The sequence below is a fragment of the Pseudomonas mendocina genome (genome assembly GCF_003008615.1).
In the GTDB taxonomy this organism is placed as follows: Bacteria; Pseudomonadota; Gammaproteobacteria; order Pseudomonadales; family Pseudomonadaceae; genus Aquipseudomonas; species Aquipseudomonas mendocina_C.
Map to the genome: position 1 here is coordinate 512,827 of NZ_CP027657.1, position 14,482 is coordinate 527,308.

Annotated in this window: 11 protein-coding genes; 6 read left to right on the forward strand and 5 right to left on the reverse strand. The window is 63.8% G+C overall.

What is annotated here, in order from left to right; all coding sequences use genetic code 11:
• Positions 1-40 precede the first annotated feature (40 nt).
• Complete coding sequence (pdxR, locus tag C7A17_RS02450) at positions 41-1,525, forward strand: MocR-like pyridoxine biosynthesis transcription factor PdxR (RefSeq protein WP_106736517.1); 1,485 nt, start codon at positions 41-43, stop codon at positions 1,523-1,525.
• 73 nt (positions 1,526-1,598) lie between these two features.
• On the opposite strand, the gene fadD1 is transcribed toward pdxR, so the two are convergent.
• Positions 1,599-3,287 carry a long-chain-fatty-acid--CoA ligase FadD1 gene (gene fadD1, locus C7A17_RS02455; RefSeq protein WP_106736518.1) on the reverse strand — a complete coding sequence of 563 codons (1,689 nt, stop codon included), beginning with the start codon at positions 3,285-3,287 and terminating at the stop codon, positions 1,599-1,601.
• A 393-nt stretch (positions 3,288-3,680) separates the two neighbouring features.
• Positions 3,681-5,369 carry a long-chain-fatty-acid--CoA ligase FadD2 gene (gene fadD2, locus C7A17_RS02460; protein WP_106736519.1) on the reverse strand — a complete coding sequence of 563 codons (1,689 nt, stop codon included), beginning with the start codon at positions 5,367-5,369 and terminating at the stop codon, positions 3,681-3,683.
• 283 nt (positions 5,370-5,652) lie between these two features.
• On the opposite strand from fadD2, the gene C7A17_RS02465 reads away from it, so the two are divergent.
• From C7A17_RS02465 to codA, 5 genes are all read left to right on the forward strand, one after another.
• Complete coding sequence (locus C7A17_RS02465) at positions 5,653-6,603, forward strand: alpha/beta hydrolase (protein ID WP_106736520.1); 951 nt, start codon at positions 5,653-5,655, stop codon at positions 6,601-6,603.
• On the forward strand, positions 6,600-7,070 hold the full coding sequence (locus C7A17_RS02470) for a MaoC family dehydratase (RefSeq protein ID WP_106736521.1): 471 nt from the start codon (positions 6,600-6,602) through the stop codon (positions 7,068-7,070). Before C7A17_RS02465 ends, C7A17_RS02470 begins: the two co-directional genes overlap by 4 nt.
• A 208-nt stretch (positions 7,071-7,278) precedes the next feature.
• Positions 7,279-8,550, forward strand: a complete 1,272-nt coding sequence (gene codB / locus C7A17_RS02475) for a cytosine permease (RefSeq protein WP_106736522.1) — start codon at positions 7,279-7,281, stop codon at positions 8,548-8,550.
• The gene (locus tag C7A17_RS02480; protein WP_106736523.1) at positions 8,547-9,770 is read left to right on the forward strand and encodes a PucR family transcriptional regulator; all 1,224 of its coding nucleotides are present in this window, start codon (positions 8,547-8,549) and stop codon (positions 9,768-9,770) included. The genes codB and C7A17_RS02480 overlap by 4 nt, the downstream gene beginning before the upstream one ends.
• Positions 9,771-9,781: 11 nt before the next feature.
• Complete coding sequence (gene codA / locus C7A17_RS02485) at positions 9,782-11,017, forward strand: cytosine deaminase (protein ID WP_106736524.1); 1,236 nt, start codon at positions 9,782-9,784, stop codon at positions 11,015-11,017.
• A gap of 215 nt (positions 11,018-11,232) precedes the next feature.
• Here codA and C7A17_RS02490 read toward each other — a convergent pair whose 3' ends face one another.
• The 3 genes from C7A17_RS02490 to C7A17_RS02500 are packed head-to-tail and all read right to left on the reverse strand — an operon-like array spanning position 11,233 to position 14,275.
• Positions 11,233-12,084 carry an efflux RND transporter periplasmic adaptor subunit gene (locus tag C7A17_RS02490; RefSeq protein ID WP_106736525.1) on the reverse strand — a complete coding sequence of 284 codons (852 nt, stop codon included), beginning with the start codon at positions 12,082-12,084 and terminating at the stop codon, positions 11,233-11,235.
• A gap of 12 nt (positions 12,085-12,096) precedes the next feature.
• Positions 12,097-12,300: a DUF1656 domain-containing protein gene (locus C7A17_RS02495; RefSeq protein WP_106736526.1), complete on the reverse strand. Its 204-nt coding sequence runs from the start codon at positions 12,298-12,300 to the stop codon at positions 12,097-12,099.
• Positions 12,287-14,275, reverse strand: a complete 1,989-nt coding sequence (locus C7A17_RS02500; RefSeq protein ID WP_106736527.1) for an FUSC family protein — start codon at positions 14,273-14,275, stop codon at positions 12,287-12,289. The genes C7A17_RS02495 and C7A17_RS02500 overlap by 14 nt, the downstream gene beginning before the upstream one ends.
• Positions 14,276-14,482 lie beyond the last annotated feature (207 nt).

Consider the following 14,482-nt stretch of genomic DNA (forward strand, 5'->3'; position numbering starts at 1 on the left):
CTGATTTATCCTGCCATTTTTACAAAGAGATACCGACCAATTGTTCAAACATGCCCAGCTCGAGTCCGTCAAAGCCTGGATCGGCGACCCAGCGCATGGCGGTCAGCCCCTGCACTTGCGCGTGCAGCGGGCGATTCGTCAGTTGATCCTCGATGGCGTACTCGATGTGGGCAAGCCATTGCCGGCATCACGTGCCCTGGCCAAATCCCTGGAGGTATCGCGCGATACGGTCGAAGCGGCCTACGGCCAGTTGCATGCAGAAGGTTTCATCGAGCGCCGCGTCGGTAGCGGCAGCTTCGTCTCGCCACGCACCCAGCGCCTGCCTGGGCGTGGCAGGGCCAGGCACACGCCATCGCGCCAGGCACTGCCACGTCTCAGCCAGCGCGGCGATGCCATGTTCGCGAACGGTGGTGTGCGCGATTTTCTGATGCCACGCCCATTCGCCCCTGGTGTGCCGGAGACGCGCAACTTTCCCCTGCAGACCTGGGAGCGCCTGCAGCGCCAGGTACTCAAGGAGTATGGCCATCAAGCGCTGCTGCACAGCCCGCCACAAGGCGTGGAGACACTGCGCCGCGCCATCGCCGACTACATCAACCTCGAACGAGGCGCCAGCGCCACGGCAGAACGCGTGCTGATCCTCACCAGCTCGCAGCAGGCGCTGACCCTGTGCGCCACTGTGTTGCTCGATGCGGGCGAGCGCATCTTCATCGAAGACCCGGCCTACCACGGCGCACGCAAAGCCTTCGAGGCGGCCGGCCTCGAGTGCGTGCCGGTGCCGCTGGATGAACACGGCATGCAGGTGGAGCGACTGAACCACGAGGGCGAATCCGCCAGGGCGGTGTTCCTCACCCCGTCGCACCAGTTCCCGACGGGCGCGACGCTAGCACTGGATCGCCGCCTGGCCATCATCGAATGGGCGCAGCGTCAGCAAGGCTGGATCATCGAAGACGACTACGACAGCGAATTCCACTACGCCGGCAAACCCACGGCCTGCGTGCAGGGGCTCGACCCGCACGAACGCACGATCTACATCGGCACCTTCACCAAATCGCTGTTTCCCGGCCTGCGCATCGGCTACATGGTGCTGCCGCCACAACTGGTCGCACCCATGACCGTCGCCCGCACCCTGCTCGACGGGCACAGCGCACCGATCCCGCAGCTCACCCTCGCCCGCTTCATCGAGGGCGGTCACTTCGGCGCGCACATCCGCACCATGCGCGCCGTCTATGCCGAACGCCGCGATGTGCTGGCGCGCCTGGTGCGTGAGCACCTCAGCGAGTTCGTCGAAACTCAGGTACCCGGTGGCGGCATGCAGATGCCCTGCACGTTCATCCGCGACATCGACGAAGACGAACTGGTGGCAGCCGCACGCCAGGCCGGCATCGACCTGCTGGGGCTCAGCGCCCTGCACGCCACGCCGCAGCGCACGGCAGGCTTCCTCATGGGCTTCGCCGCCCACGCGCCGCACGAGCTGGAGCCTGCGGTGAAGAAGCTGGCCGGCCTGCTGCGTGCCAGGTGCGGTTGAAGAGACGGCGCTATCACCATCGCCAGGCAACAAAAAACCCGCCGTAGCGGGTTTTCGTTTCAGCGAGCTCGAATCACTTCTTGCCCAGCTTCTTCAGCTCTTCGTCACGCAGTTCGCGGCGCAGGATCTTGCCGACGTTGGTGGTCGGCAGCACATCGCGGAACTCGACGGCCTTGGGCACCTTGTAGCCAGTGAGGTTGGCGCGCATGTGCTCCATCACCTGCTCCTTGGTCACGCTCTCTCCCGGCTTGACCACCACGAACACCTTGATCGCCTCACCGGATTTCTCGTCCGGCACACCGATGGCGGCGCATTGCAGCACGCCAGGCAGGGTGGCGAGCACGTCTTCCAGTTCGTTCGGGTAGACGTTGAAGCCGGACACCAGAATCATGTCCTTCTTGCGGTCGACGATACGCAGGTAGCCATCTTCCTGGATCAGGCCGATGTCGCCGGTCTTCAACCAACCGTCGGCGTCGAGGATTTCATCGGTGGCTTCCTGGCGCTGCCAGTAGCCCTTCATCACCTGCGGGCCTTTCACGCACAGCTCGCCGATCTCGCCGATGGCCAGCTCCTGGCCCTCGTCGTTGATGATCTTGCACAGGGTCGAAGGCACCGGAATGCCGATGGTGCCCAGCTGGATGGCACTGAATGGGTTCACGGTAGCCACCGGGCTGGTCTCGGTCATGCCGAAGCCTTCGCAGATGGCGCAACCGGTGACGTCCTTCCAGCGCTCGGCGGTGGCCAGTTGCAGGGCCATGCCGCCGGATACGGTGAGCTTCAGGCTGGAGAAGTCCAGCTTGCGGAAGTCCTCGTTGTTGCACAGGGCAACGAACAGGGTGTTGAGGCCGACGAAACCAGTGAAGCGGTACTTGGCCAGATCCTTGATCACCGCCGGCAGATCGCGCGGGTTGGTCAGCAGGATGTTGTGGCCACCGATCAGCATCATCGCCATGCAATGGAAGGTGAAGGCGTAGATGTGGTACAGCGGCAGCGGCGCGATCAGCACCTCGCAACCTTCATTGAGGTTGGCGCCCATCAGCTCCTTGACCTGCAGCATGTTGGCCACCAGGTTGCGATGGGTCAGCATCGCGCCCTTGGCGACACCCGTGGTGCCACCGGTGTACTGCAGCACGGCGATGTCGTCGTTGCTCGGGTTGGCTTCGCTGAAGGACTGACCACGGCCCTTGGTCAGGGCATCGTTGAACTTGACCGCCTTGGGCAGGTTGTACGCCGGCACCATCTTCTTCACGTGCTTGATCACGGCATTGACCAGCAGACGCTTGAAGGTCGGCAGCATGTCGCCGACTTCGGTGACGATCACGGTCTTGACGCCGGTCTTGGGTACGACCTGCTCGGCCAGGTGCGCCATGTTGGCCAGGCAGATCAGCGCCTTGGCGCCGGAGTCGTTGAACTGGTGCTCCATTTCCCGCGCGGTGTACAGCGGGTTGGTGTTGACCACCACCAGGCCGGCGCGCATGGCACCGAACACCACGATGGGGTACTGCAACACGTTGGGCAGTTGCACGGCGATACGGTCGCCAGGCTTGAGATCGGTGTGTTTCTGCAGGTAGGCAGCGAAATCACCGGAGAGCTTGTAGATCTCGCCGTAGGTGATGGTCTTGCCCAGGTTGCTGAAAGCAGGCTTGTCGGCGAAGCGTTGGCAGGACTCTTTCAGTACCGCGAGGATGTTCGGGTACTGGTCGGGATTGATTTCGGCAGCGACCCCAACGGGATACTTGTCCTTCCAGAAGTTTTCGGTCATGGAAGCCCACTCCTAAGCAACAGCTGATCTTCACCGCGCGAAGGCGGTTGTTTGTTGTGTGTTTAGCTCGCTTTTACCCTGGCTCAGGGCCCGGAAGCGCGCCGAGAGTAGCAGCTTTGCCAGAGGCTCACCAGCATCAAACATGGCCTTCAGAGTCGAAAAAGTGACCAAAAAATATCGAATAGTCACGACATATTGTTCGCCTGAAGAGCCGAACGAAGGCCTCTAGCTCGCATATTACAGCGCATAGAGCCTAGCTCGGTTGTGCAGAGAATGCCGTGCAATGATCGATGAAACGCACCGGGGCGGTTACGAAATCACAACAATTGGACTGCCCGACGGCAGTTGAGGCGGGAAAGTCCCCTCCCCCACTGGGAGAGAGGGGACTTCGGGTCAGGCGATGTCGCGCAGCTCGCGACGCAGGATCTTGCCGACCGGGGTCATCGGCAAGGCATCCTTGAACACGATGTGCTTGGGCACCTTGTAGCCGGTGAAGTTTTCCTTGCAGTAGGCCTTGAGCTCTTCCGCGGTGACGCCGCCGTCACGCGGCACCACGAACAGTTTGACCGCCTCCCCGGACTTCTCGTCCGGCACACCGATGGCCGCGCAGCTGGCGACTTTCGGATGCGCCATGACCACGTCTTCGATCTCGTTGGGATACACGTTGAAACCCGAGACGATGATCATGTCCTTCTTGCGGTCGACGATGCGCACGAAGCCGTCCGGGTCGATCACGGCGATATCGCCGGTCTTGAACCAGCCCTCGGCGTCGAGCACCTCCGCGGTGGCTTCCTCGCGCTGCCAGTAGCCCTTCATCACTTGCGGGCCCTTGATGCACAGCTCGCCACGCTCGCCCGTGGACAGCTCGTTGCCGTCGTCGTCGATCACCTTGAACGCCGTGCCCGGCACCGGAATGCCGACGGTACCCAGGCGCGCCTTGTCGCCGTAGGGGTTGGTGCTGGCTACGGGCGAGGTCTCGGTCAGGCCGTAGCCTTCCACCACGGTGCAGCCGGTCATGGCCTGCCAACGCTCGGCGGTCGCCTTGACCAGCGCAGTACCCCCGGAGTTGGTGACCTTGAGGTTGGAGAAGTCGAGGTTCTTGAAGTCCGGGTGATCCATCAGCGCGACGAACAGGGTATTCAGGCCCAGCAACGCGGAGAACTTCCACTTGCCCAGTTCCTTGACGAAGCCGGGGATGTCACGCGGGTTGGTGATCAGCACGTTGTGGTTGCCGTTGACCATCATGCACATGCAGTTCGCGGTGAAGGCATAGATGTGGTACAGCGGCAGCGGCGCGATCATGATCTCCTGGCCCTGCTTCATCAGCGGCGTGCCGTCGTCGCCGAGCTGGGACAGGCAGGCATCGACCTGGAGCATGTTGGCCACCAGGTTGCCGTGGGTGAGCATCGCGCCCTTGGCCACGCCGGTGGTGCCACCGGTGTACTGCAGCACGGCGATGTCGTCATGGCTGGCCTTGACCGGCGTCAGCGCCTGACCATGGCCCTGCTTGAGCACCTGCTTGAAGGCAATGGCCTGGGGCAGATGGTAGTCGGGCACCATCTTCTTGACCTTCTTCACCACGGTGTTGACCAACCAGCCCTTGAGGCTCGGCAGCAGGTCGCCCATCTTGGCTTCGATCAGGTAGTCGATCTCGGTGTCCGGCAGCACTTCCTGCACCAGCTTGCCGAACATGTTCAGGTAAACCAGCGCGCGTACACCGGCATCCTTGAACTGGTGGCGCATCTCGCGGGCGGTGTACAGCGGGTTGGTGTTGACCACGATCAGGCCAGCACGCATGGCGCCGAACACGGCGATCGGATACTGCAACACGTTGGGCATCTGCACGGCGATGCGCTCGCCCGGCTTGAGATCGGTGTGCTTCTGCAGATAAGCGGCGAAGGCCGCGGACAGGCGATCCAGTTCGGCGTAGGTCAGGGTCACGCCCAGGTTGCTGAAGGCCGGGCGGTCAGCGAACTTCTTGCATGAACGCTCGAACACCTCGATCACCGACTTGTAGCTGGCCATATCGATATCGTTAGGCACGCCGGCCGGGCGTTTGTCGTTCCAGAAATCAGGTTGCATTGTTCTTGTCCTCTTCCCCTGAAGTGATCTGGCCCGCATCGAGCACCTTGCAACGCCACGCTGACAATGCGGAGAGTTCTTGCAGGCGCCCTGAGGGACTGCCCGGAAAGTAGCAGCTTAGAGCTGCGCCGCAAATAGCTCGAAGGCGTCATTGATGGGCTGAATTTCGCAATAAATGTAGTGATTCGTAACCGATCTTTGCGCTTCGAGGGAAAGCGCCGGTGCTATGCCTGATGACGGCCAAGGTGCACAATGCCGCCAACTTCCGGCACAAGGATTCGCCATGCGCCACGACAGTTTCACCCTCAATGCAAGCGACGGCCTGCCGCTGCACGTCAACCACTGGTACGGCGCCGAACCACCACGGGCCATGGTCATGCTCTCTCATGGCATGGCAGAGCACAGCTTGCGCTACGCACGCCTGGCCGAAGCGCTGGTAGCGGCAGGCTTCGCACTCTACGCGCTGGATCAGCGCGGTCATGGCGCCACCGCCGAACGCGGTACCCTCGGTCATTACGCCGACGAAAATGGCTGGAGCAAGGTGGTCGGTGACCTCTCTACCCTCAACCACCACATCCGCCAGCAACACCCGCATACGCCGATATTCCTGCTCGGCCACAGCATGGGCAGCTACATCGGCATGGCCTACCTGATGGGGCATAGCTGCAGCTTGCAGGGCGCCGTGCTCTCCGGCTCCAACTACCAGCCGGTGGCGCTGTACAAGGCCGCCCGGCTGATCGCCGGCTTCGAACGCTGGCGTCTGGGGCCGAAGGGCCGCAGCAAGGTCATCGATTTTCTTTCCTTCGGCTCGTTCAACAAGGCGTTCAAGCCTAACCGCACCGCCTTCGACTGGCTCAGCCGTGACCCGGTCGAAGTGGACAAGTACGTGACCGATCCACTGTGCGGTTTCGTCTGCACCACGCAGTTGTGGTGCGACCTGTTCGAAGGTCTGCAACAGATCACCCCGGTGCAGAATCTGGCGCAGATCGATGCCGATCTGCCGCTGCTGGTGATCGGCGGCGACAGCGACCCCATCAGTGAAGGCAAGCGCCTGAAGGATCTGGCTGGCACCCTGCGCGAAGCCGGGGTGCGCGATGTACAACTGAAGATTTATCCCGAGGCCCGTCACGAGCTGCTCAACGAGAGCAATCGTGACGAGGTCACTGCCCAACTGATCGAGTGGTTGCAGCAGGCGCTGAACCATAGCCGACACCCTCTCAAGGAGCCCTCATGAGTCAGGTCACCAATATCCCTTACGACGCCCTCAGCGTTGGCCAGCAGGCCAGCTTCGAAAAGCAGGTGCAAGAGCGCGACGTGCAACTGTTCGCGGCAGTATCTGGCGACAACAACCCGGTGCATCTGGACGCCGCCTTCGCCGCCGAGACGATGTTCAAGGAACGCATTGCCCACGGCATGTTCACCGGCGCACTGATCAGTGCCGCCATCGCCTGCAACCTGCCTGGCCCGGGCACCATCTACCTCGGCCAGCAGCTCAAGTTCACCCGCCCGGTGAAACTCGGCGACACCCTCACCGTGAAGCTGGAAGTACTGGAAAAGCTGCCGAAGAACCGCGTGCGCATCGCCACCCGCGTGTTCAACCAGGACGGCAAGCAAGTGGTCGACGGCGAAGCCGAAGTGCTCGCCCCGAGTGCCGAGCAGACCGTGACCATGCCGCCGATGCCGCAAGTCACCGTCAACTGAGGCGCTGCAAGCTGGTGCGCGGCAGCAGCGCCGCGCACCACTTTTGTTCTACACTCACAAACCTTGAGCGACCTGGCGCTGCATAAGTGCATTTCTTTGTGCACTTCGCACAAAATCCTTTGATCACCTTGCCAACCTGCCCGCTGCGCCGATTCTGGCACGCCCCCTGCTATCGCCAAGGCCTCACCCTCTTACCGGAGCCAGGGCCATGAGCCACCCTACCCCCGATAGCGATTTCCCGCTGAGCGAAGTCCCCAGCCACGCCCGCAAGGGTCTGTTCTCCACGTCGATCATGCTGTTCTCCTTCACCTTCTTCACCGCCACCATGTTCGCAGGCGGCAAGATCGGCATGGCCTTCGATTTCACCACGCTGATCTGGGCTGCGATCATCGGCAACCTGCTGCTCGGTCTGTACGCCGCGGTGCTCGGCCTGATCGCCTGCCGCAGCGGCCTGAACTCGGTGCTGATGGGCCGCTTCTGTTTCGGCGAGGCCGGCAGCAAGCTGTCCGACGTGCTACTCGGTTTCACCCAGATCGGCTGGTACGCCTGGGGAACGGCGACCATCGCCATCGTCCTGGTGAAGATTCTCGACCTGCCGCAAGGCCTGACCATCCCGCTGATGGTGTTGTTCGGCTTCGGTTTCTGCGTCACAGCCTTCGTCGGCTACAAGGGCCTGGACATCCTCTCGCGCATTTCCGTACCGGCCATGCTCGCCCTGCTGGTCTGTTCGCTGTGGATCGCCACCGACGACATCGGCGGCCTGGCCGCGCTGATGGCCGTGGAGCCGACCCAGAGCATGACCCTCAGCGCCGCCATCACCCTGGTCTTCGGCACCTTCGTCAGTGGCGCCACCCAGGCCACCAACTGGACTCGCTTCGCCCGCAACGGTCGTACCGCGGTGATCGCCAGCATGGTCGGTTTCTTCATCGGCAACGGTCTGATGATCGTCGCCGGCGCTTATGGCGCCATCGTCTACCAGCAACCGGACATCGTCGAAGTGCTGGTGCTGCAGGGCCTATCCATGGCCGCCGTGGTGATGCTGTTCCTCAACCTGTGGACGACCCAGGACAACACCATCTACAACTTCGCTGCCGCCGGCTGCAACCTGCTGCGTACCGGTCGGCGCAAGACCATGACCATCGTCGGCGCAGCCATCGGTACCGGGCTGGCCATCGGCGGCATGTACGAGCTGCTGATTCCCTTTCTGATCCTGCTCGGTTCGATCATCCCGCCCATCGGTGGCGTGATCATGGCCGACTACTTCTACGGCCATCGCGGACACTACCCGAAACTCTTCGACGCGAACCTGCCGGCGTTCAACTGGGTCGGCCTGGGCGCCTATTTCGCTGGCGCGCTGTGCGCCTACTTCTCGCCCTGGGTCGCGCCACTGGTTGGCATCGCTGTAGCGGCGGTGGTCTACGTCGCGCTGTTCGAACTGCACAAAGTTCTGGCCGGCCGCCAGCAGGTCGCCGGCGCGTGAGCCTGACCGTCGCCGACGTACTTGCCCTGCCCGGCCTGGACAGCATGCACCTGCGTGCCGGCCAGGCCGGGCGCGACAATGCCGTGCGCTGGCCCTACGTGGCCGAGAACGAAGGCATCGCCGACTGGGTCATGGGCGGCGAGTTGATCTTCGTCACCGGCATCAACCACCCGCGCGACGAAGGCAACCTGCTACGCCTGGTGCGCGAGGGGCATGAGCGCCTCGTCGCCGGCATGGTCATCCTCACGGGTGCCGAGTTCATCCAGGCCATTCCGCCCAGCGTCATAGCCGAAGCCGAGCGCCTTGGCCTGCCGCTAATCGAGCAGCCCTATGCGCTGAAGATGGTGGTGGTCACCCAGGCTATCGGCACTGCGCTGGTTCAGGCGCAACAGCTCGGCCGTTCGCGCCAGCACGTACTGGAGCAGGTACTCGACGGCGATTACCAGTCACTCGACGTGCTGCTGCAACGTGGCGACAGCCTTGGCCTGGCCCTGCATGTGCCGCGTCAGGTGGCGCTGCTGCGCCTCGACGGCAGCGAGCAATTGTTCGGCGACCTGCCCGACGAAGACGCCGAGCGCCAGCTGCAGAGTCGCCAGCAATTGCTGCAACGGCGTCTGGAGCAATGTCTCGGCGAACTCGGTGACGCGCTGCCGCTGGTCAGCCAGGGCCGCCACTGGATCGCCCTGCTGCCCTGCCCTGATGCCCCCGCCGAAGCGCGTAACCGCCAGGCCATGACTGCGCTGCTCGACGAACTGCGCCCACAACTCGGCCCTCTGCGGCTGTTCCTAGGCCTGGGCAGCGCCGGTTGCGGTGCCTCGCGTTTCGCCCAGGGCCTGGGTGAGGCGCGCCAGGCACTGGCCGTAGCGCAGCGCTTTCCCGAGCGTCTGGGTCTGTGCAGTTTCAATGAATTGGGCGTGCTGGAGCTGCTCGGCGCGATTCGCGACCGCAGCCTGCTTGATCGCTTCGTCGAACGCGTGGTCGGCCCGCTGATCGGCGACGACTCGCGCCACCAACCGGTGCTGATGCCGACGCTGGAAGCCTGGTTCGCCGAGAACGGCAACCTGGCCCTGGCCGCGCAACGCCTGAACGTTCACCGCAATACCCTGAGCTACCGTCTACAGCGCATAGAAGCGCTGACCGGCTGCTCGTTCGAAGACCCGCACGACCGCCTGAACATCAGCGTCGCGCTGTTGATCCGGCGTCTGTCGTCGCCTGCCTGAGAGGAAACCTGATGATCATCCACAATGCCAGCCTGCGCGGCCGCGACGGCCTGCACCGCATCACCCTGAACGGAGAGCGCATCGCCGCCATCGAGGCCCAGCACGCCCTGCATCCCATCGCCGAGGGCGATCTGGACGCAGCCGGCAACCTGGTCGTGCCGCCCTTCGTCGAGCCGCACATCCACCTCGACGCCACACTGACCGCCGGCGAGCCGGCCTGGAACATGAGCGGCACGCTGTTCGAGGGCATCGAGCGCTGGGCCGAGCGCAAGGCGCTGGTCACCCATGAAGACACCAAAACCCGCGCCAGGAAGACCATCGACATGCTGGTCGACCACGGCATCCAGCATGTGCGTACCCATGTCGACGTCACCGACCCGACCCTGGCCGCGCTCAAGGCCATGCTCGAAGTGCGCGAGGAAACCCGCCATCTGATCGACCTGCAGATCGTCGCCTTCCCGCAAGAGGGCATCGAGTCCTACGCCAATGGTCGCGCGCTGATGGAGCAGGCCATCGAATTGGGCGCCGACGTGGTCGGCGGCATCCCACACTTCGAGAACACCCGTGACCAGGGCGTGTCGTCGATCAAGTTCCTCATGGATCTGGCTGAGCGCACCGGCTGTCTGGTGGACGTGCATTGCGACGAGACCGACGACCCGCAGTCGCGCTTTCTCGAAGTGCTGGCCGAGGAGGCCCGCGTGCGCGGCATGGGCGCGCGCGTCACCGCCAGCCACACCACGGCCATGGGCTCCTACGACAACGCCTACTGCTCCAAGCTGTTCCGCCTGCTGAAAATGAGCGGCATCAGCTTCATCTCCTGCCCCACCGAAAGCATCCACCTGCAGGGCCGCTTCGACACCTACCCGAAACGCCGCGGTCTGACTCGCGTGGCGGAGATCGACCGCGCCGGGATGAACGTCTGCTTCGGCCAGGATTCCATCGTCGATCCCTGGTATCCGCTGGGTAACGGCAACATCCTGCGCATCCTCGAAGCCGGCCTGCATATATGCCACATGCTCGGCTACGAAGACCTCAAGCGCAGCCTGGATCTGATCACCGACAACTCGGCGCGCGCTCTGGCGCTGGGCGATCGTTACGGGCTGGAGGCGGGTCGCCCGGCCAACCTGCTGATCCTGTCGGCGCCGGACGATTACGAGATGGTGCGCAGCCAGGGCCACGCGCTGGTGTCGGTGCGCCACGGCAAGGTGCTGATGCGCCGTACGCCGGCGCAGATCGAGCGCGGCTGACACAATGTGTGTTGATGGTACCCACGCTCTGCGTGGGCACCTGCACTTGGGACGCTCCGCGTCTCTCTTGGCGATGCTAGACGCTGCCTGAACCGCAGCGGACGCTCCGCGTCCTAGACTGTGCTACCACGCGGAGCGTGGGAGCGATCATGTGGGAGGGGCTTTAGCCGCGACAACCGATAAAGGGCTCGCGGCTAAAGCCCCTCCCACACGCCCTACTCCACCCGCACGCTGGCGGTCATCCCGGCGCTCAGCACCATGCCCTCGGGCACCTGGTCGAGCTTGATGCGCACCGGAATGCGCTGCGCCAGACGCACCCAGTTGAAGGTCGGTTCGACATCGGCCAGCAATTGCCCGTCCGGGCTGGCGTTGCGGTCGGTGATGCCGCGACTGATGCTTTCCACCTCGCCGCGGATCTGCTGATCACCGCCCATCAACCAGACCTCCACCGGCGCGCCAATCTGAATGCGCGGCAGCTTGGTCTCCTCGAAATACGCCTGCACGTAGAACGATTGGGTATCGACCAGCGCCATCACCGCCTGCCCGGCATTCACGTAATTGCCCTGCGCCAGCACCAGATTGGTTATCTGCCCATCACGCGGGGCGTGCACTTCGCTGCGCGCCAGATTCAGCTCGGCCACACGCAGATCAGCCTGCGCTTCGCGGTATTCGCTGCGCGCCATCTCGGCATTGATCTGCGCGTTTTCCAGCAGCTCGGCACTGATCGCCTGGGCGCCCAGGCGGGAACGGCGCGAGGCCTCATGTTCACGCAGGCTCAACTGCTGACGGCGAATGTCCACCACCGCCCTGGCTTTCTCCACCGCCGCCTGATAGCGGTCACGGTCGATGCTCATCAGCAGATCGCCCGCCTTGACCTGCTGGTTGTCGCGCACCTTGAGTTCGACCACCCAGCCGGACACGTCCGGGGCGATGGTCACCACGTCGGCGCGCACGCGGGCGTCACGCGTCCAGGGCGAGTACATGTAGTGCTGCCAGATCCAGGAACCGGCGAATATCGCCGCCCCCACCATGGCCAGGGTGATGCCGACTCGAATGGTCGAATGCATGCTTTCTTCTCCTCAATGCGCCAGGACGACCATCACGGCCGCCAGCACGCAGACATACAAGGCACAGTCGAACAGGGCTTCATGCCAGATCCAGCGCGACAGCCCGACGCGCTGCAGCCCTAGGCGCAACACGCCGGTCAGCAACAGCGCCAATACCGCGTAGGCCGCCATCGGGCTCAGCAACACGCCGCCCAGCGACCATTCATGCAAGCCCATGGGCTTCTCCCTTCAAATGGCACCAGTGGCGCCAGCCGTTCTGCAGCTGCAACAACGCCGCCTCGGCCAGGCGCTTGTCGATGCTGGGCGTGCAGGCGCGCAGGGCCTCCTGCAATTCGGCCACCGCTGCGTTCAGATCATCTTCACGCCCTGGCGCGGGGCCACGTTCCAGCGCGTCGTCGAGGCGCTCCAGGAAACGCTGCTGCGACCGCGCCAGGCCTGCATCGGCATTGGCCAGACACTTGCGCAGGTGCAGCAACTCGTCGCCCAGGTCGAGACCGGCCACGCCATCGTCCCAGCGGCTGCGCGCCTGATCCGGACGTACCGGATAGTGCCTCGCCAGCTGGATCAGACGATCAGCCATACGCCCGCCGAACCAGTTCTCGGCACGCCCCAGGTCGCGACGGGTCAAGCGTCCGAGGTCGGCCAGAACCGCCTGCATCAGGCGGCGGCCATGCCAGACCGGATTGCGCAGTACCACCAGTTTGAACGCCATCACCGCACAGCCCACGCCCATCAGCATGCCCGGCGCCTCATTGAGGAAGAACTCGACGTTGTAACCGACACCCGGCGCCGGCAGGCAGAGCACGATGAAATGCAGGCAGAACGAAGTGGATGTGGCGGCCGTCGCCGGCTTGGCCATGCCCAGCACGCCGAAGAACAGCGGCACGCCTAGCACCATGCAAAGCATCACGAAGCCATCGATCTGCGGCATAAGGATCTGCCCGACGAAGAACGCCACCGGCAGTGCGTAGAAGATGCCGCGCAAGAACATCATGCCGATCTGCGGCGCTGCTTCGAGCCGCGCGAACAGACTGCAGACCACGCAGGCCAGGAGCAACGCACCGGTGGCGTGCGTCCAGCCAGTGGCCAGCCAGAACGCCGCCAGGGTCAGGAAGGTCAGCGCGCTGCGCGAGCCATACACCAGTGCGGCCTGCCAGTCGTAATGCCAGGACAAGGCACGCGGCGCATCGGCCGGAGCTTTACCCTCCTCGACCGCGCGCAAGGCACGACTGGCGTCCTCGACACGTAGCAACAGCACCATCAACCGCTCCAGACACAACTGCTGGCCACTGCTCAACTCTTCGTCCTGCGCGGCCAAGCGTAATTGCTCGACCAGCTCCAACAGGCCTGCTGGTTGTGTCTGTTGCAGACGCTCATCCACCACCTGCAACCAGGGCGCGACCGCCTGCGCCTCGGTGCTACCCAGCTGTCGCCACTGCCGCGCTACACCACGGGCCAGACGCAGCATACCGAGCAGGTCACGGCTCAACACCCGCAACGCTACGGCGCGCTGGCGCCCCTGCGCGCCCTCGAACCAGGCGTGCTCACGCTGGGCATCGACGGCGACGATACGCGCCAGCACCTCCAGTAAGCCCTGCCGCGAGTCGACCTCGCCGGCCAGCGCCTGGCGCGACGCGGCGACGCCGGCCTGCCAGGTGTTGCGCGCCTGCTGCGCCAGTTGCCGCTCAACGCGTTGCGGCCAGAGCAAGGCGCTGCTCAGGGTGGCGCAGACAATGCCCAGACAGATTTCCGTGCAGCGGGCGATGGCTTCATCGAACACCACATGCGGCTTGCCGATGGCCGGCAAGGCGATGATCGCCACGGTGTAGCCGGCCAACACGAAAGAGTACGACCAGGCGCTGCGCAACATGGTCGAGGCAGCCGTGCACAACGCCAGCCACAAGGCGAAGGCCAGTATGAACAGCAGCGGCGCCTGGGCGAACAGCCCCATCATCACCACGGCCATGAAGGTGCCGACCAGAGTGCCGAGCAGCCGCGCCAGTCCTTTCTGCACCACCATGCCGGACAGCGGCTGGGCTACGATGAAGGCGGTCATCAGCGCCCACTGCGGTTGTTCCAGGCCGAAACGCAACGCGCACCACAGCGCCAGACCGCCGCCGAGCAGGGTCTTGATGGCGAATTGAACGGCTTGCGAGCTTGGCACGAGAAACGCCAGCAAGGAATCACGCACGATGGCTACCTGAAGAAATCTCAGCTCTGAACATAGCTGCAGCGATAGGGTTCCGCTTCCATGCGAAAACAAATTATTAGCTAGCTAACTATATCTGTCCAGAGGGAGAAATGATTTCAGGTCGCCAGGCAGCAGCCCGCAGGTTGTCACCCGGAACGTCGGGCAAAAAAAAGGGCGACCGAAGTCGCCCGAATTGCCTTGCGTGCC

Excerpts from the sequence above, each read along its gene's own strand:
- fadD1 (WP_106736518.1), bottom strand. The coding sequence starts at position 3,287 with ATGACCGAAAACTTCTGGAAGGACAAGTATCCCGTTGGGGTCGCTGCC.
- fadD2 (WP_106736519.1), bottom strand. The coding sequence starts at position 5,369 with ATGCAACCTGATTTCTGGAACGACAAACGCCCGGCCGGCGTGCCTAAC.
- C7A17_RS02465 (WP_106736520.1), top strand. The coding sequence starts at position 5,653 with ATGCGCCACGACAGTTTCACCCTCAATGCAAGCGACGGCCTGCCGCTG.
- C7A17_RS02470 (WP_106736521.1), top strand. The coding sequence starts at position 6,600 with ATGAGTCAGGTCACCAATATCCCTTACGACGCCCTCAGCGTTGGCCAG.
- codB (WP_106736522.1), top strand. The coding sequence starts at position 7,279 with ATGAGCCACCCTACCCCCGATAGCGATTTCCCGCTGAGCGAAGTCCCC.
- codA (WP_106736524.1), top strand. The coding sequence starts at position 9,782 with ATGATCATCCACAATGCCAGCCTGCGCGGCCGCGACGGCCTGCACCGC.
- C7A17_RS02490 (WP_106736525.1), bottom strand. The coding sequence starts at position 12,084 with ATGCATTCGACCATTCGAGTCGGCATCACCCTGGCCATGGTGGGGGCG.
- C7A17_RS02495 (WP_106736526.1), bottom strand. The coding sequence starts at position 12,300 with ATGGGCTTGCATGAATGGTCGCTGGGCGGCGTGTTGCTGAGCCCGATG.